General features: G+C 44.5%; 17 protein-coding genes. 13 read left to right on the forward strand and 4 right to left on the reverse strand.

Annotation, left to right across the window (positions count from 1 at the left end):
* Positions 1-28 precede the first annotated feature (28 nt).
* From IM753_RS06305 to IM753_RS06320, 4 genes are all read right to left on the reverse strand, one after another.
* Positions 29-1,174 (reverse strand): DNA replication/repair protein RecF, encoded by a 1,146-nt coding sequence (locus IM753_RS06305; protein WP_065256105.1) that lies wholly within the window; start codon positions 1,172-1,174, stop codon positions 29-31.
* A gap of 10 nt (positions 1,175-1,184) precedes the next feature.
* Positions 1,185-2,327, reverse strand: a complete 1,143-nt coding sequence (gene dnaN, locus IM753_RS06310; protein ID WP_065256106.1) for a DNA polymerase III subunit beta — start codon at positions 2,325-2,327, stop codon at positions 1,185-1,187.
* 80 nt (positions 2,328-2,407) lie between these two features.
* Complete coding sequence (gene dnaA / locus IM753_RS06315) at positions 2,408-3,979, reverse strand: chromosomal replication initiator protein DnaA (RefSeq protein ID WP_227713088.1); 1,572 nt, start codon at positions 3,977-3,979, stop codon at positions 2,408-2,410.
* 515 nt (positions 3,980-4,494) lie between these two features.
* Positions 4,495-4,743, reverse strand: a complete 249-nt coding sequence (locus IM753_RS06320) for a hypothetical protein (protein ID WP_194108930.1) — start codon at positions 4,741-4,743, stop codon at positions 4,495-4,497.
* 58 nt (positions 4,744-4,801) lie between these two features.
* Here IM753_RS06320 and rpmH point away from each other — a divergent pair, with 58 nt between their 5' ends.
* The 13 genes from rpmH (at position 4,802) to thrC (ending at position 16,847) form a co-directional block, all read left to right on the forward strand.
* A complete protein-coding gene (gene rpmH, locus IM753_RS06325) occupies positions 4,802-4,936 on the forward strand; it encodes a 50S ribosomal protein L34 (protein ID WP_062500206.1) in 135 nt (44 codons plus the stop codon).
* Positions 4,937-5,087: 151 nt separating this feature from the next.
* Positions 5,088-5,501, forward strand: a complete 414-nt coding sequence (rnpA, locus tag IM753_RS06330; protein ID WP_194108931.1) for a ribonuclease P protein component — start codon at positions 5,088-5,090, stop codon at positions 5,499-5,501.
* On the forward strand, positions 5,495-5,809 hold the full coding sequence (gene yidD, locus IM753_RS06335) for a membrane protein insertion efficiency factor YidD (RefSeq protein ID WP_065255922.1): 315 nt from the start codon (positions 5,495-5,497) through the stop codon (positions 5,807-5,809). The genes rnpA and yidD overlap by 7 nt, the downstream gene beginning before the upstream one ends.
* 159 nt (positions 5,810-5,968) lie before the next feature.
* Complete coding sequence (yidC, locus tag IM753_RS06340; RefSeq protein WP_065255923.1) at positions 5,969-7,627, forward strand: membrane protein insertase YidC; 1,659 nt, start codon at positions 5,969-5,971, stop codon at positions 7,625-7,627.
* Between the two features lie 101 nt (positions 7,628-7,728).
* Complete coding sequence (gene mnmE, locus IM753_RS06345; RefSeq protein ID WP_065255941.1) at positions 7,729-9,234, forward strand: tRNA uridine-5-carboxymethylaminomethyl(34) synthesis GTPase MnmE; 1,506 nt, start codon at positions 7,729-7,731, stop codon at positions 9,232-9,234.
* 9 nt (positions 9,235-9,243) lie between these two features.
* On the forward strand, positions 9,244-9,732 hold the full coding sequence (nrdR, locus tag IM753_RS06350; protein ID WP_065255924.1) for a transcriptional regulator NrdR: 489 nt from the start codon (positions 9,244-9,246) through the stop codon (positions 9,730-9,732).
* A gap of 28 nt (positions 9,733-9,760) precedes the next feature.
* Positions 9,761-10,855, forward strand: a complete 1,095-nt coding sequence (gene ribD / locus IM753_RS06355; RefSeq protein ID WP_194108940.1) for a bifunctional diaminohydroxyphosphoribosylaminopyrimidine deaminase/5-amino-6-(5-phosphoribosylamino)uracil reductase RibD — start codon at positions 9,761-9,763, stop codon at positions 10,853-10,855.
* A 681-nt stretch (positions 10,856-11,536) separates the two neighbouring features.
* Positions 11,537-12,199, forward strand: coding sequence for a riboflavin synthase (locus tag IM753_RS06360; protein ID WP_194108932.1), 663 nt, complete (start codon positions 11,537-11,539; stop codon positions 12,197-12,199).
* A 90-nt stretch (positions 12,200-12,289) separates the two neighbouring features.
* Complete coding sequence (gene fmt, locus IM753_RS06365) at positions 12,290-13,291, forward strand: methionyl-tRNA formyltransferase (RefSeq protein ID WP_065255926.1); 1,002 nt, start codon at positions 12,290-12,292, stop codon at positions 13,289-13,291.
* Position 13,292: 1 nt separating this feature from the next.
* Positions 13,293-14,621 (forward strand): 16S rRNA (cytosine(967)-C(5))-methyltransferase RsmB, encoded by a 1,329-nt coding sequence (gene rsmB, locus IM753_RS06370; protein WP_227713089.1) that lies wholly within the window; start codon positions 13,293-13,295, stop codon positions 14,619-14,621.
* A 152-nt stretch (positions 14,622-14,773) separates the two neighbouring features.
* Complete coding sequence (locus tag IM753_RS06375) at positions 14,774-15,004, forward strand: hypothetical protein (RefSeq protein WP_065255928.1); 231 nt, start codon at positions 14,774-14,776, stop codon at positions 15,002-15,004.
* 1 nt (position 15,005) lies between these two features.
* Entirely contained in the window at positions 15,006-15,410 is a 405-nt protein-coding gene (locus IM753_RS06380; protein ID WP_065255929.1) for a type II toxin-antitoxin system VapC family toxin, read from the forward strand.
* A gap of 24 nt (positions 15,411-15,434) precedes the next feature.
* On the forward strand, positions 15,435-16,847 hold the full coding sequence (gene thrC / locus IM753_RS06385; protein WP_065255930.1) for a threonine synthase: 1,413 nt from the start codon (positions 15,435-15,437) through the stop codon (positions 16,845-16,847).
* Positions 16,848-16,885 lie beyond the last annotated feature (38 nt).

A 16,885-nucleotide genomic window follows, 5' to 3' on the forward strand; every position in this document is an offset into this window, starting at 1 on the left:
ATCGCTTATGTTATCACACCCTTTTGTTTCACGTGAAACACTCATCTGGTGTGATACCACCCTGTTTCACGTGAAACTTTTTAAAATTCTTTGGCTCATGCAGGGCTGATATTTTTTGGGCGACTATCCTTGCCGTCTCGTCTTGCAAACTGGTTATCATAAGCTGACAAGGCAGTGACAGTAGTGTATCAAGTAGCATATCCATCGCTCCCACATCAAGCTCCGCATCAATGTCATCAACAAGCACCACAGGCTGTATCTGCTGATACGCACACATCACTTGTAGTTGCGAGAGTCTTAGGGCGATGATGAGCAGTTTTTTCTCGCCCCGAGAGAGCACATCCACCGCCTGACTTTTGACTTGTCCGCCATCGCCAGACTGCTTTAACATCACCATCACATCGGCACGGTGAGCCCCCACACGAGTATAGCCCAGCTCCATGTCAGAGTCCAAGCGAGACGCCAGTACACAGAGCAGTCCTGCCTTATCATCAAAACCTGCCTGATAGGACAGATAAATATCGCCCTGATAATGTGGTAGCAGTCGCCCCATCATCTCATCAAAGCACACCTGCCACCGCTCAAAGACCGCCTGCCGACATTGGTGTAGCTTGTCTGCATGATACGCCAGCTGACTGTCCCATGCCCGCACTTCACCGCCTCGCTCACGCACACGGGGCGATTTTAGTAATAGATTTCGCTGTTTGAGCAGTCGCTGATAGGCAAGCCATTCTCCATAAAACTCCTGTTTCACGTGAAACGTCAGCCAATCCAACATCTGCCGTCTGGCATGACTGCCCTCTTCTAGCACCGCCATGCCGCTAGGGTCAATGGGTAACACTGGTAAGGCATAAGTCAGTGGACTTTGAGTGGCTACGGTTTGCCCATTGAGTTTTAACACCGTCGTTGCCAGCTGTCGCTCATCCAGATTTTTTTGCACTGCTAGCATGTCAGACTCTGTCATCGCCCACACCGTGCAGGATTTTTGATGATGACTGATGTAGCGTTTGGGCTCGTGATGACGAAAAGTTTTACCCCGAGACAACAAAAACACCGCCTCTAAAAGCGATGTTTTGCCACTGCCATTACGCCCCACGAACACATTACAGTCAGCGAGTGTCAGACTTATCTGAGCTAGGTTGCGTACATGGGTGATTTGAAGCTGTGTGATCATGCCCTGCCCATCACACACGCATGGGCATGACGACATATTGATAATTGTGGTCATCACCCACTTGATAAATGCGTGTCGGACTGGTCGGGTGTACCATTTCTAGGCGGATGTCGCCCTCTAACACATTTAGCACAGCACGCAAATAGGACTCATTAAATGAAATCTCAATCGGCTCACCTGTGTAATTGACCGCCACCTCTTCTCTGGCTTCGTCTTGCTCACGGTTGGTGGAGATGACATCCACCGTCTCGCTTTTGGCAAAGTGCAGTAGCACGCCAGGGGAGTCTTTGGTGTTCACCACCGCCACCCGACGCAAGACCTCAACCATGCTGTCTTTATTAAAAATGGCGATTTTATCGTTATTGGTTGGCATGACACGGCGGTAGTCGGGGAATTTACCCTCAATTAAACGGGCGGTCAAAGATATCATCATCTGCCCACCAAAGTTTAAACTGACGGTCAAAAAGTCGCTATCTAATCCCAAAGTTACCATGTCGCCATTTTCTTCGGCGGTTTTTAGTAGGTCGGTCAAGAGCTTTTCTAGACCACTGACCGCCTTACCGGGGATAATAACTTTGGTTTCATCATGACTGTCCGCCAAGGTTTGATACGCCACTGCCAAACGATGTCCATCGGTTGCCACCGCGGTCAGTTTGTCGCCCTCAATCTCAAAGAGCAGTCCCGTCAAGTAGTGGCGTACGTCTTGGGTCGCCATGGCAAAGCGGGTGTGCTTGATGAGATTAAATAGGGTATCACGCCCGATTTTGACCAGCTTTTCTGAACGTGGCTCGCCAATGCTTGGATAATCCTGAGCAGGTAGCGTGCTAAGCATGTATTTACCCTTGCCACTGGTGATGTGACAGCGACTGCCTGCCACTTCAATGCTGACCATATTATCAGGCAGAGCCTTGCAAATGCCAAAAAACTTATCCGCAGGAATGGTTACCGCCCCTGCTGTCACGCACGCCCCCTCGGGCAGACTGATGACATTGGTTAGTTCCACCTCCAAATCGGACGCGGTCATCGTCAGGCTTTGTGGTTCTAGCACCAGTTTTAGGTTGCCCAAAATCGCCATTTGGTGATGATTATCCACCGCCTCAATGATGAGCGTCATGGCTTTGATGAGTAGGGCTTTATCAATGACTAACTTCATAAAAATCCTTAATGTTTACAAAAATTTAACATGGCCTATTATAACAAACTTCACACCGCATTTCATGATGGCTGTTACCATCAAGCAAATTCAAGCGTGGCAAGCAAAGCCTGATAGTCTTTTTCTACCGATGAATCTTCGGCTCGCAGTTCACTAATTTTCTCACAAGCATGCATGACCGTGGTATGGTCTCGTCCGCCAAACACTTGTCCTATCTCAGGAAAGCTATCTTGGGTCAGCTCACGCACCAATGCCATCGCCATCTGACGGGGACGAGCGATGTTGCGAGCCCGCTTTTTACCAATCAAATCTTTGACCGACACACCATAATACTCCGCCACTAGGTCACGGATATTCTCTGCATTGACCGCCCTTGCTCGTGCCTCAATACGGTCTTTGATGGCATGACGCACCAGCGAGAGTGTTACCTCACCGCCCACCAACAGGGCATTGGCACGCACTTGGTTTAACGCCCCTTCTAATCGGCGAACATCTGGGGGCATGTTTTGTGCCATAAAAATCGCACAGTCTTTGGGTAGTTCCATGCCAAGCAACGTCGCCTTTTTTTGCAAAATTTGCATACGCATTTCAATGTCAGGCGGTTCGATGGCAAGCGACAACCCACCCTCAAAGCGAGACAAAAAGCGTGTGTCAAAATCCTGCATTTGTGACGGTGGTCTGTCAGACGCCAAAATCAGCCGTTTGTTGCCTTTGGTAAATTCGCCAAATAGCGTCATCAAAAACTGCGAGACTTTCGGGCCGTTTTTGTTGTTAATCATGTGCACGTCATCAACAATGAGCAAATCCGCCTGACAAATCCGCCGAAGCAAAGAATCCGCCCCACCCTCGCCCCCACGCAGGGCATTAATGGTCACCTTAAAAAACTGGTCTTTGCTAAAATAACACACCAAAAGCCCAGCACGTTCATAGCGGTGAGCCACCGCATGCATGAGATGGGTCTTGCCCAGCCCTGATGAGCCGTAGATAAAATACAAATGCGTGTCATGCTTGGCGGTTTTATCGGTCAGGTTTTTGGTCAGCTCTTGGCAGGCGTTATATGCCAGTGCATTGGATTTGCCCTTGACAAAATTTTCAAAGGTAAACCGCTCTTCTAGGGGCTGACTCTCTTCAATGCTCGTCGGTTTTTTGGGTGATTTGGGCTTTTGTTTTTTTGGGGCTTTGTCTGTCTTGTCGCTTTTTGGTACAAGGGGCATGACCCGCAGGGCAACACTTGATACATCCCAACCACCACCATCTGCCAGACGTGTCACCACCGCACAGATTTTGTCATAATAATGCGTCTCAATGCGGCGGATAAACACATCATTAATGGCGAACAATACCAGCGTCTCATCCGCAAATACAGGCTTCAAAGAGCGTAGCCATTGGTTCAGCTCGCTCTCTTTTAACTCATGTTTTAGTTCAGACAGGCACGACTGCCAAAACAGCTCAGCATCGGCATCATGTTTTTGAACATCGCCAATCACACCATCATCGCCCACTCCAACACCTGCCGAGTCTTTATCGCCGACGACAGGGGCATCACCCTTATAATTAGCATCATAACTGACATTTGTATCCATGCCCACATCCGTCTTATCAGACGGTAGGTGTTCCGGCATGGTTTCATCAAACAGCGATATGTTTTGCATGATAAATTAACTCAAATAACAAACTTGGATAAATAATAAATTTAACTTAAAACAAACTTAGGCGACCAACCAACATCGAACCTGCCCACCTTTTCATGTTTGCATGTTGTGCTTGCACCCACTTAAAACATCATTAAAAACCAAAAGTTATAATTAAAAATAATCACAACCATAAGTTTTTAATAAAAAATAAAAATAACTAAAACACAAATCGGGCAAAAATCCTGCAATTCTTGGTATTTGACTAATTTTTAATCAAATACCAACTTGCCCACCCTTAAATTTTTGCCTATAATACCACAAATTTGACATTTTTCAACGATAATTTTTCTGTGGATAAGTTTGTGGATAAGTTTGTGGATAACTAAAACAAAGAACTTATTCACATTTTACCCACAGGTTATATACAGGTTTATCAACAATATAAATACATGATTTTAATAAATTTTTATTACTTATCCACAGAAATACCAATCCTTTATTATTATTATTTTTATATTTAAATAAAAAATAAGTCAGCGGTAAATCTGTGGATAACTTTTTAAAAATATATTAAAAACCAACTCATTTTCAATGATAACACTTAATCCATGCGACATAACAACGACAAACACAAACACCATAGAAAAAACAATATTGTAAAAAACCTTGACTTGGGAATGTTTTTTTAGTAAAATCCGTAGGTTTTTCGCCAAACATCCATCATGACCACATTGGCCGATAGCTAAATATAAGTCTGATGGCTTAACTGTTTGGTTAAACATAATCCATCACAAGAAATGGCTTCTGCAGAGCCTGTGATACAACCTTAAGGTAATTATCATGAAACGTACATTCCAACCATCTAACCTAAAACGCAAACGCACCCACGGTTTCCGTGCTCGTATGGCAACCAAAAACGGTCGTCAAGTCCTAGCTCGCCGTCGTGCCAAAGGTCGTCATCGTTTGACCGTATAATCTGATAGATTATAAAACTAAGCACTCTTTTGGGGTGCTTTTTATTTGCTCAAATTTTGGCTTATGTTTTGGCTTATGATTGTAAGTCGGATAAGCCATTGACGAAACACGCCAAGCCTTGTATGATAGCCTGATTTAATATAGCTTTATCATGACAAATCCACAATCTGCTACTCCTGCCCCGCCATTTTGTTTTACCAAAGCCCAGCGTCTGCTTAGCCCCAATGACTTTAAACGGGTGTTTGATAATCCTATCAAAAAAATTCACTCAGAGCATCTGCTCCTATTTGTCCAAACAGGCATGCCAGAGCAAACGCACGCCCGCTTAGGGCTTGCCATTACCAAAAAAAAGGTCAAACTGGCGGTCATGCGTAACCGCCTAAAACGACTTACCCGTGAATACTTTCGCCATACTGCCCCCACGCTTGGGGCGGTGGACGTGGTGCTGATTGTTAAGAAAAACTACACAAAAGAGACTGACCTGCATGATGAGCTGATTCATATTTTTGAAAAATTAGCCATGCTGTTTCCTAGCGATTTATCTAAAATTAATCAGTCATGCTAACCAAACTTTTACTACGGCTTGTCAGATTTTATCAAAAAGCAATCAGCCCGCTTGTCCCTGCTCGCTGTCGCTATTACCCCACTTGCTCGGCGTATGCCCATACCGCCTTAACAACCCACACCACGCCAAAGGCTCTGATACTTGTTATTAAAAGAGTGTTGTCTTGTCAGCCTTTTGGTGGTTCGGGCATTGATTTTGTGCCGGTGCCGTTATACCGCTACGCCTTTGTGCCAGCGATGATTCTGCACCGCTACCCCTTAAAAGACCGCCATTCTTATCAAGCTCGTCAAAACCATTTGGTAAAATAATTGTTTACCAATGATTTTACAGTGTTTTAAGTAAATTGATATTCCAAAATTGGTGATAATCCTTGGGTTTATTTACAAAAAAATGGGGTAATTTTTGTTATTTTATTGTAAAATAGCCTATTTTGTTTTCTATTTTAAACATTGCAAAGGCTAAAACTTATGCAAAAGATTTTACGGACCCTAATTATTATTGCCATGCTCATCACGTCTTATCTGCTCGTGTTGGCGTGGCGAGATGATTATGCCAATAAGCCTGTAACAGCGACACAGCCTGTGGCAGTGCAAGGGGCAAGTGATGTGCCAAGTGCCGGCGGTGGCGATGTGCCAGTGGTGGGCGGAGCCACGCCTGTGATGACACCAAATGTCAGCAGTGGCTTGATTAGCGTCTCAACCGACCGCTATGACATCAAGATTAACCCTGTGGGTGGGGACATCGTTTATGCAGGGTTGAAGCAATATGATGCCACGCTTGGCAGTAGCGAGCGTTTTGTGCTGTTAGAGAGTGAGCAGGGTCGCACCTATGTCGCTCAGTCGGGACTGGCAGGGCAAGACGGCATTGACACCAATGCAGGGCGTGCCATTTATCAAAGCCCCAGAACCAGCTATGACATGGCAGGCACGGCGGTGCTAACCGTGCCACTCATTCATGAAAAAGACGGCGTAACCATTACCAAAACCTACACCTTTAACGCCGGCGAGTACCCCATTAACGTGGCGTATAACATCAATAACGCGTCCGACAAGGTGTGGCAGGGCAATATGTACGCCCAGCTAAAACGTGATGGCTCTGCCGACCCTGGTCTTGATGATAAGGGCATGATGGGCATGGCAACCTATCTGGGCGGTGCGTGGGGCGTGCCAAGTGAGCCTTATAATAAGTTAAAATTCAAAGACTTCAACAGTGGCGAGCTTAACGCCGTCAGCAGTGATGGCTGGGTGGGCGTGGTTCAGCACTACTTTGTCTCGGCATGGACACCAGGTAATTTTGATGGGCAATTTTATGCCCGTGAAAGCGGTGGCGAGCATTTTATCGGCTTTAATAGCCCTGCCGTTGTTGTCCCTGCCGGCAAACAAATGACCATAGATGCCACACTCTATGCTGGCCCTAAGGTGCAAGATGAGATGGCAGGGGTGGCAACAGGGCTTGAAAAAGCGGTAGATTATGGCATATTTTGGCCAATCTCAAAGCCAATGTTCCTAATCCTTGAAGCCTTGCACAAAATCTTGGGCAACTGGGGCTGGGCGATTGTCGGCTTGACTTTGATTGTCAAAATTGCTCTGTTTTGGCTATCCAACAAAAGCTATGTGTCGATGGCAAAAATGCGTGCCATTGCCCCCAAATTAGAAGCCCTAAAAGAAAAACACGGTGATGACCGCATGGCGATGAGTCAGGCGATGATGCAGTTGTATCGTGATGAAAAAGTCAATCCGATGGCGGGCTGTTTGCCGATTTTGCTACAAATGCCGATTTTCTTGGGATTATACTGGTGTTTGGTGGAGAGTGTGGAGCTACGCCACGCCCCTTGGATTTTGTGGATTAAAGACTTGTCCGCCATGGATCCGTGGTTTATTTTGCCGATTATCATGATGGCGACCATGTATTTTCAACAACTTCTAAACCCACAGCCCACCGACCCCATGCAGGCTAAGATGATGAAAATCATGCCACTCATTTTCGGGGTGTTTATGCTGTTTTTCCCCGCAGGTTTGGTGCTATACTGGACGGTAAACAACCTATTTAGCATGGCTCATCAGCAGTTTGTCAATAAACGAGTTGAAAAAGCCTACAACAAACCTGTCAAAGTGTTGTCCGACTGATGATGATTAGTCCCAAGCCAATCCGCCTATCTGGGCGGATTTTTTGTGGGCAAAGTTGGCTAAATAATGGTAAAATGACAAAAATTTTATCAACTACCACTATGCCAACTCTATCTCAACAACCCACCATTGTCGCCATAGCAAGCCCTATCGGTCAAGGCGGTGTGGGCGTGATTCGCTTATCAGGTCGCACCGCCCACGCTATTGGCTGTGCCATATCGGGCAAATCGACTCTCACCCCACGCCACGCCCATTTTGCCAAATTTAAGGACAATACGGGGGCGGTTATCGATGAAGGGGTCATCATCTACTTTAACGCCCCACATTCGTTCACAGGCGAAGACGTGGTGGAACTCCAAGGGCATGGCGGTATGGTCTTGCAAAACTTGCTCCTTGCTCGCTGTTTTGAGCTTGGGGCAAAGCAGGCAACCGCAGGGGAATTTTCAATGCGTGCCTTTGAAAATGACAAAATTGACCTTGTGCAAGCCGAAGCGATAGCGGATGCAATTTCTGCTACGAGTGTCGCTCAGGCAAGCAGTGCCATGCGTTCGCTGTCAGGGGAATTTTCCAAAAAAATCAATGAGTTATCTGAGAAAATCGCCAATATCCGCCTGTATGTGGAAGCGAGCATTGATTTTCCTGATGAAGATGACGTGGAATTTTTGTCGGACGGGGTGATTGAGTCAAAAATTGATGAGATTTTGCGTGCCATTGATGACATTTTGGTAACCGCCAAACAAGGTCAGCTCTTGCGAGACGGGGTGCAGGTGGTGCTGGCAGGTAAGCCTAACGCTGGCAAATCAAGTCTGCTAAACCGCCTAGCAGGGGTGGAGCGTGCCATTGTTACCGACATTGCAGGGACGACACGAGATACGCTGTCCGAGACGCTCGTGCTGGACGGCTTGACCGTGCATTTGACCGACACCGCAGGGCTTCGAGATACGTCCGATAAGGTGGAGAAAATCGGCATTGACCGTGCCAAATCTGCCGTCAAACAAGCCGATATTTTGCTGTTTGTCTATGATGTGAGTAGTGAGAGCGAGCCATTTATCCTTGCCAAAGAGCTGTTTGCCGATATCATTGATGAGATTGGCATGGAGAATTTTGAGCGTAAGCTCGTCATGATTGCCAATAAAGCCGATTTATTGGGCAATGTTTCACGTGAAACAATGGCTGATTTTAACCCTAATAATAACCACAATGATAACCAAAATGGCGAAAATGTTCCACGTGAAACCATACAAAATAGTTTAAACAACTTAAACAACCAAGATGATTCTAATGTTCCACGTGAAACAATCAGCCAAATCCGAGTTTCTTGCACCACAGGGCAAGGGCTTGATGACTTGGTGGGTTTATTAAAAGACAAAGTGGGCTTTCATCCGCCAGAGAACAGTCTCATCGCTCGTACTCGCCACATTGATGCCCTAAAACGTGCCAAATCACACGTCACAGACGCTCACACTCAGCTTGTCGTCTATCAGGCAGGGGAGCTGGTGGCGGAGAGTTTGAGGCTGTCGCAAACGGCATTGGGCGAGATTACGGGGCAGATGACGGCAGATGAACTGCTTGGGCGGATTTTTTCAAGTTTTTGTATCGGAAAATAGGAGAGCGATGTGCATTGTCCGTTTTGTAGTGCCATAGACACCAAAGTGATTGACTCACGCCTTGCTGCTGAAGGGTCGCAGGTTCGCCGTCGTCGCCAATGTACCGAGTGTGGCGAGCGGTTTACCACCTTTGAAGTTATGGAAGTGGTCATGCCCCGTATCATCAAAAGCAATGGCTTGCGTGAGCCTTATGATTATAATAAACTTCGCCGTTCTATGGCATTGCCCCTGCAAAAACGCCCTGTGAGCATTGACGAGATAGATACAATCGTACACCGAATAGAGCAACGCCTACGCCAAACAGGCGAACGTGAAGTATCCAGCAAGGTGCTTGGCGAGATTGTCATGGCGGAGTTAAAGGCGATTGACGATGTGGCGTATGTGCGTTTTGCCAGCGTATATCGGGATTTTCAGGACATAGAAGCCTTTAAAGCCGAGCTTGAAAACTTCGCTCCCAAAGTGTGTCATGATAACCTACAAGGACAAGGTCATGAGTGATAGTTTTGCTGATATTTGGTCTGACAATATGTTGTCTGATAGTGTCAAGTCTCGCCTAAGCCCTGCCCTGCCTGATGATGAAACATTCATGCTTATGGCATTAAATGAAGCCAAAAAAGGCGAATTTACCACTCGCCCCAATCCTGCGGTGGGCTGTGTCATTGTTAAGAATAACTTAATAATAGGCAAGGGTTTTCACCCCAAAGCAGGCTATCCCCATGCCGAAGTATTCGCCTTAACTGATGTCAAAAATAGCGGTCAAGACACAAAGGGGGCAACCGCCTATGTTACCCTAGAACCGTGCAGTCATACAGGCAAAACACCACCTTGTGCGGACGCTCTGATTCGCTCAGGGGTGGCTCGGGTGGTGGTGGCGTGTGCCGACCCCAATCCACAGGTGGCAGGGCGTGGCTTACAAAAGCTCCTAGATGCTGGCATATCGGTATCGCTTGGGGTGTGCCAAAAACAGGCGTATGAGCTAAATGCAGGCTTTTTAAAGGCAATGGCGACAGGTTTGCCCTTTGTCCGCCTAAAAATGGGTATCAGTTTGGACGGTCGCATTGCCATGCAAAATGGGCAGTCTAAATGGATAACGGGCGAATTATCTCGCAAAGACGTGCAAAACTTGCGTGCCAAAAGTGGGGCGATTATTACAGGCTCAAATACGATTATCGCTGACAACCCTGCCCTAAATGTGCGTTTGCCCGATGTGGAGCTTGATAATATCGGCACAACCGCCATACCACAGCCCAAAATCGTGGTGGTGGATAGACGGGGTAAGTTGTCGCTTGATGATGATTTTACGGTGTTTAAAAACCCTAATACGCTAATTTGGCAAGATGATTTACCTACGCTTTTAAAAACGCTTGTGGCACAGTATCAATGCCACGATGTACTGGTGGAGACAGGGGTAACGCTTGCCACGAGTTTTTTAAGTCAAAATTTGGTGGATGAGCTTATTATTTATCAAGCCCCTTGCCTTTTGGGAGCGACTGCTCGTCCGATGTTTGGGGGGCAGTTTGAGCGATTGCAGGATAAGCTAGATTTTACGCTTGTGGATGTAGAACGACTTGGCGATGATGTTAAGATGATTTTTCGCCCAAAAAACTTATCCACAGCTTGATTACTTAAATAGTTGAGCAAAAATTTGGCAAAAAATGTTCCACGTGAAACTGTGGAAAACTTTTTAAAAATTGACGATTTTAATTCAAAATGGGGTTTGATAGCACGCCATAAGCCTTGATTTTAAAGTGTTCCACGTGAAACCAAAAACGACTAACCGTGTTCCACATGAAACATATTTAGGTTGTGGATAAGTTAATCGGATTATTTGTAAAGGGTTAATGATTAAAAAGTTATCCACAGTCGATTATCAAGGCTAATTGGTGTTAATTGGCGATGTTTTGGGTGGATTGTAGGGGTGAATTACATTCGCCTATTAAGAATTAAGAACGGTGTTTTGTTAAAGGTTTGCGATGATTGTATTTAGCTAAGTTAAATGGCAAGCCAACGGCACATAAGATTAAATATTGGTGGTAGTCTAAAAAAGTATGCTGAACTAGGTTTTCCGTTCACCCTGAGCTTGTCGAAGGGTAGGAAAACCGTTATGGTTCGACAAGCTCACCACGAACGGTTTTCCTTGTAGCATACTTTTTGAACCAAAGCCTAAATATTAAATAAAATTCAACTTAACAAATAAAGGTTTATGATAAGTAATTGATTTTTATAAAATTATCATAGATTAGTTTTTTAAATCATTAAGAAATTTTAAATCATTTAAAAAACCAATCATAAAAGGTAAACCATGTTTACAGGTATCATAGAGACGACAGGCACGCTGACCGCCATTACGCCCACGGGGGGCGATGTGCGATTGACCATTTCTGCTCCTGATTTGGATTTTGGCGATGTCAAATTGGGCGATTCCATTGCGTCCAACGGCATTTGCCTGACGGTGGTGGCGATAGACGGCAACAGCTATGCGGTAGATATTTCACGTGAAACATTAGCCATTTCCGCCCTAAATGTTTGGAAAGTGGGCGACACGCTCAACCTAGAAAAAGCCATGCTTCCAACCACACGTTTTGGCGGGCATATCGTGGCAGGTCATGTGGACGGCGTGGGCAAAATCGCCAAAATTGCCAAAGACGCTCGCTCGGTCTATATCGAAGTCGCCCTACCGTCCGAGCTGATGAAATACACCGCCGACAAAGGCTCAATCACGGTGGACGGCATCAGTCTGACGACCAACCGCATAAAACCGTCTGAAAATATCGTCTGCCTAAATATCATTCCGCACACTGCCGAGATGACCAACATCGCACGGCATTGGACGGTGGGGCGAGCGGTAAACATTGAAGTGGATTTGGTGGCACGGTATTTGGAACGGCTTATCGGGGCAAAAACCGACACGCCACAAAGCAGGATTACCGAAGAGTTGTTGATAAAAAGTGGGTTTTTTAAGTAGATTTAATGAACTCAATATTTAACGCACGTCCCTACGTTTACGTTATTAAATTGGATTGCGGTAATTTAAAAATATATATAAAGGTAAAAAATGAACCAAAAATTACGCCTAATTTTCGCAGGCACACCAGAATTTGCCAAAGTCGCCTTACAAGCCCTAATTGACCGCCAAGACGGGCTAAATCTTGACATTGTGGCGGTTTATACTCAGCCTGACCGCAAGGCAGGACGTGGGCAAAAATTGACCGCAAGCCCCGTTAAAGAGCTTGCCCTTGCTCATAATATCCCTGTGGAACAGCCGATAAGTTTTAGCTTAAAGCATGAAAACGGACAGGTTTCACGTGAAACACTTGCCAATTATCGCCCTGATGTGATGATTGTGTGTGCGTATGGCTTGATTTTACCGCTTGGCGTGCTAAATACTCCGACTTATGGTTGCCTAAACATTCACGGCTCGCTACTGCCTAGGTGGCGTGGCGCGGCTCCTATTCATCGGGCGATTTTGGCAGGCGATACGACCACAGGCATTACGATAATGCAGATGAATCAAGGGCTTGACACGGGCGATATGCTTTACAAACTTCCTTGCGACATTACCGACACCGACACGACCCAAACGCTTCACGACAAACTTGCCGAGCTTGGTGGTGTGGCGATGATAACCGTGCTAAAAGATTTGGCAACTTATCAGGCTAATGCCGAGCCACAAGATGACCGCCTTGCCAATTATGCCGAAAAAATCAGCACCGATGAAGGGCAAATCAACTGGCAAAATTCCGCTCATCAAATCAATCGCCAAATCCGTGCGTTAAATGCGTTTGCTTTTTTAAATGGCGAGCGTATCAAGGTGCTAGAATGTACGCCCATAAAGCCTGACCAAACCACGACCGAGACGGCAGGTAAGATTGTGAGTGTGGGGCGAAAGGCGGTGCTGGTGGCGTGCGGTGCTGATGAAAATGGCGATAAGCATTTGATAAATATCACAAAAATGCAATGGGCGGGGGGTAAGCCTTTGACTGCTGAACAAATTGCGGTGGGCGATAAATTAAAAGACGGACAAGTTTTTGATAATTACGCTGACAATGGGCAATAATATGCAAATCAATCCACAATTACCCGTCCGAGCCAATATTATTTTAACCCTTGAAAAAATCAATCAAGGGCAATCCTTAGCATTATTATTGGACGATTTATTAAACGCCGTCAAAGATAATGAAAAAGGCTTCGCCCACGAATTATTATTAGGCACGCTTCGCCATTGGCACGCCATTAGTCGCATTGGTGAGAGTTTGATAAAACAGCCCCCAACCGATATTGGTATTACCTGTGCTTTAAATATGGGCTTGTATGAACTTTTATATATGAACACGCCTGATTATGCCATTATCAACGAAACATTAAATGCGGTCAAATCTTTAAATAAAAATTATGGCGTAGGGCTAATTAACGCCATATTGCGAAAAGTGGCAGACAAAAAAGAAAAATTCGCCAAAAAGATAAATAAAAATCACAGTCTGCCTAATTGGCTTGCCAAAGAATTAAAGCAAGATTGGGGCGAATATTATGAAAATTTGGGGCAAAATTTGCGAAAGTCTGCTCCGATATTTTTGCGTGTCAATGGTAAATTTAGCACGCTTACATATTATGCCGATTTGTTAAATTCTGCCGATATTGCCCATGAAATTCTACCACTTGGCGTGGCGGATGAGTGTGTGATTAAGCTGACCACTTCGCAAAAAGTGCAATCTTTACCGCATTTTCAAGACGGTTTTGTGAGTGTGCAAGACCGCCATGCCCAGCTTTGTGGGCATATTTTAAAGGCGTTAAACCTATCCAAAAATCTAAGATTATTGGACGCTTGCACCGCCCCTGGGGGGAAACTCGCCCAACTGCTTGAACTGTCAAACGATGTGTTTCACGTGGAACATATCACGGCACTGGATAATGACGAAAAACGCCTAAATCATGTGCATGACAACTTGGCTCGCTTGGGGTTGGCGGGCAAGGCGGACGTGATTTGGGCGGACGGCACGAGCTATCGCACGGATACGCCCTTTGATGTCATTGTGCTTGACGCTCCGTGTACTGCCACAGGGGTCATCAGGCGACACCCTGACATTGCCCTACTTCGCACCGAGCAAGATGTCGCCCAAACGGTCGCCTTGCAAGCGGAAATTTTACAAAATCTGTGGCAAAATCTGGCGGTGGGCGGGTATTTGCTGTATATTACTTGCTCCTTGTTAAAGGTGGAAAACGAACATCAAATGACAAATTTCCTTGCCAGTACGCCAAACGCCAAAGCGGTGGAATTTAAATTGACCTTACCCAATCAAATCAAGCAAACGGTGGGTTATCAATGTTTGCCGTTAAATGACGATGACGGAGACGGGTTTTATTATGCGTTGCTACAAAAAGTGGATTAAAGGCAAAATAAATGATAATATGAACATTATTTGTTTAATGAAATAGATAACCAACCGCCAAAATCATTTGTCAAGATTATATCAATTTAGACAGATAGGTGTTTGAAGAAAAATATCAGATGTATTATGATTGATAAATAATAGGAGTTGTTATGGATATTAAGCCAATACAAACCATTGAACAAGCTGTTCAATATATACAATCCATTCCAGTCCAAAGACAGCAAGGTATTTTTGATTATTTGTATGCGGATATGATTGATTATCAAAACAGGTCAAAAACAAATCAAGAAAAACGCCAATTTGGATTATATCAAGGTAAAGGCAGTTTTAAGTTGTCTGATGATTGGGAGATGAGCGAAGAAGAACTATTGGGATTATAACATGAAAAATCGGTACGTTATAGATACGCATATTTTTCTATGGTTGGTTTTTAATCCTAATAAAATCAATGATAAAATCAGACGTTTATTGGAAGATAAAAATAATCAAGTTTTTATCTGTAATACCAGTTTTTGGGAAATTTCCATTAAATATAATCTGGGTAAATTGGATTTAAATGGCGTATCGCCCAAAGAATTGCCTAATATTGCCATAAAAATGAGTATTGAAATTATACAAGTTAATCATGATATTATGGCAAATTTTTATCAATTACCAAAAGTAGAAAAACACAAAGACCCATTTGATAGAATTATGATTTATTATTGTATTTATCATAAATTAACATTGGTTTCTATTGATGATAAGTGCAATGAATATCAAAAGTTTGGTTTGGATTTAATATAATTTTTTAATTTAAAAGGTACTTTTATGAACTATATCAGCACTCGTGGCAATACCGCCCCCATGCAATTTAGCGATGTTTTGCTTATGGGGCTTGCCCCTGACGGCGGTTTGATGCTCCCTGAAACCTACCCACAGATTGACCGTGCGACTTTGGATAAATGGCGTTCGCTGTCTTATACCGAGCTTGCTTTTGAGATTATGTCGCTATTTGCCACCGATATTCCAAGCGATGATTTAAAGGTACTCATTGACAAAACCTACACCAAAACCGCCTTTGGCACGGACGAGATTACCCCTGTTCGCACGCTAAAAGACGGCATTAAAATTTTGGAATTATCCAATGGTGTAACGCTTGCTTTTAAAGATATGGCAATGCAATTTTTGGGCAATGCCTTTGAATATGTCCTAAAACAAAAAAACAAACGCCTAACCATTATCGGAGCAACGTCTGGCGATACAGGCAGTGCTGCTGAATATGCCTTGCGTGGTAAAGATAATATTGATGTCTTTATGATGTCGCCACACGGCAAAATGAGCGAATTTCAGCGAGCTCAAATGTATAGCCTTATGGACGATAATATCCACAATATCGCCATTGACGGTATGTTTGATGATTGCCAAGACATTGTTAAAGCCATTCAGCAGGATAAAGCATTTAAAGACAAATATCAAATTGGCACGGTTAATTCTATTAACTGGGGTCGTATTTTGGCTCAAATTGTTTATTATTTTAAAGGCTATTTTAATGCCACCAATAATAATGACGAGTGGGTAAGTTTTTGCGTGCCGTCTGGTAATTTTGGTAATGTCTGTGCAGGTCATATTGCCCGTGAAATGGGATTGCCAATTCATCGCTTAATTGTGGCGACCAATGAAAATGATGTATTAAATGAATTTTTTAAAACAGGCAAATACATTCCAAGAAAAGCAAGCGAGACTTATGTAACGTCAAGCCCTTCTATGGACATTTCAAAAGCGTCTAATTTTGAGCGGTTTATTTATTTGCTCATTGGCAAAAATGGTAATGAATTAAATAATCTGTGGCAAGATGTCAATAGCGGTAAGGGATTTGATTTGTCGCATTTATTAAATGATGCCAATGACAAATACGGCTTTGTGTCGGGTAAATCCACGCACGCTGACCGCATTGCCACGATTAAGGCGGTGTGGCAGAGCGATAAGGATTTGCTAGACCCGCACACGGCAGACGGTGTTAAGGTCGCCCGTGAAGTGCGTCTGGCTGATGAAGTGATTGTCGTTGCCGAGACTGCCTTGCCTGCCAAATTTGCCGAGACCATTATAGAGGCGGTTGGGCAGATTGACATTCCACGTCCTGATCATACCAAAGACATTGAAAGCCTACCGCAAAAAGTCGTGGTGCTTGATAATAAAGCGGAGCTGGTTAAAGAGCAGATTGAGAAGTTTGTGAAGTTGTAAAATAAAAAAGCCATTTTAGAAATGAAATGGCTTTTGAT

This window comes from Moraxella sp. K127 (assembly GCF_015223095.1).
Taxonomy (GTDB): Bacteria; Pseudomonadota; Gammaproteobacteria; order Pseudomonadales; family Moraxellaceae; genus Moraxella.

Bases quoted from the DNA above. Each gene is read 5' to 3' on its own strand.
- IM753_RS06380 (WP_065255929.1), top strand. From the start codon at position 15,006: ATGAAAAATCGGTACGTTATAGATACGCATATTTTTCTATGGTTGGTT.
- dnaA (WP_227713088.1), bottom strand. From the start codon at position 3,979: ATGCAAAACATATCGCTGTTTGATGAAACCATGCCGGAACACCTACCG.
- IM753_RS06360 (WP_194108932.1), top strand. From the start codon at position 11,537: ATGTTTACAGGTATCATAGAGACGACAGGCACGCTGACCGCCATTACG.
- yidD (WP_065255922.1), top strand. From the start codon at position 5,495: ATGCTAACCAAACTTTTACTACGGCTTGTCAGATTTTATCAAAAAGCA.
- ribD (WP_194108940.1), top strand. From the start codon at position 9,761: ATGTTGTCTGATAGTGTCAAGTCTCGCCTAAGCCCTGCCCTGCCTGAT.
- IM753_RS06320 (WP_194108930.1), bottom strand. From the start codon at position 4,743: ATGTTTAACCAAACAGTTAAGCCATCAGACTTATATTTAGCTATCGGC.
- IM753_RS06375 (WP_065255928.1), top strand. From the start codon at position 14,774: ATGGATATTAAGCCAATACAAACCATTGAACAAGCTGTTCAATATATA.
- yidC (WP_065255923.1), top strand. From the start codon at position 5,969: ATGCAAAAGATTTTACGGACCCTAATTATTATTGCCATGCTCATCACG.
- rsmB (WP_227713089.1), top strand. From the start codon at position 13,293: ATGCAAATCAATCCACAATTACCCGTCCGAGCCAATATTATTTTAACC.
- rpmH (WP_062500206.1), top strand. From the start codon at position 4,802: ATGAAACGTACATTCCAACCATCTAACCTAAAACGCAAACGCACCCAC.
- rnpA (WP_194108931.1), top strand. From the start codon at position 5,088: ATGACAAATCCACAATCTGCTACTCCTGCCCCGCCATTTTGTTTTACC.
- fmt (WP_065255926.1), top strand. From the start codon at position 12,290: ATGAACCAAAAATTACGCCTAATTTTCGCAGGCACACCAGAATTTGCC.
- IM753_RS06305 (WP_065256105.1), bottom strand. From the start codon at position 1,174: ATGATCACACAGCTTCAAATCACCCATGTACGCAACCTAGCTCAGATA.
- mnmE (WP_065255941.1), top strand. From the start codon at position 7,729: ATGCCAACTCTATCTCAACAACCCACCATTGTCGCCATAGCAAGCCCT.
- thrC (WP_065255930.1), top strand. From the start codon at position 15,435: ATGAACTATATCAGCACTCGTGGCAATACCGCCCCCATGCAATTTAGC.
- dnaN (WP_065256106.1), bottom strand. From the start codon at position 2,327: ATGAAGTTAGTCATTGATAAAGCCCTACTCATCAAAGCCATGACGCTC.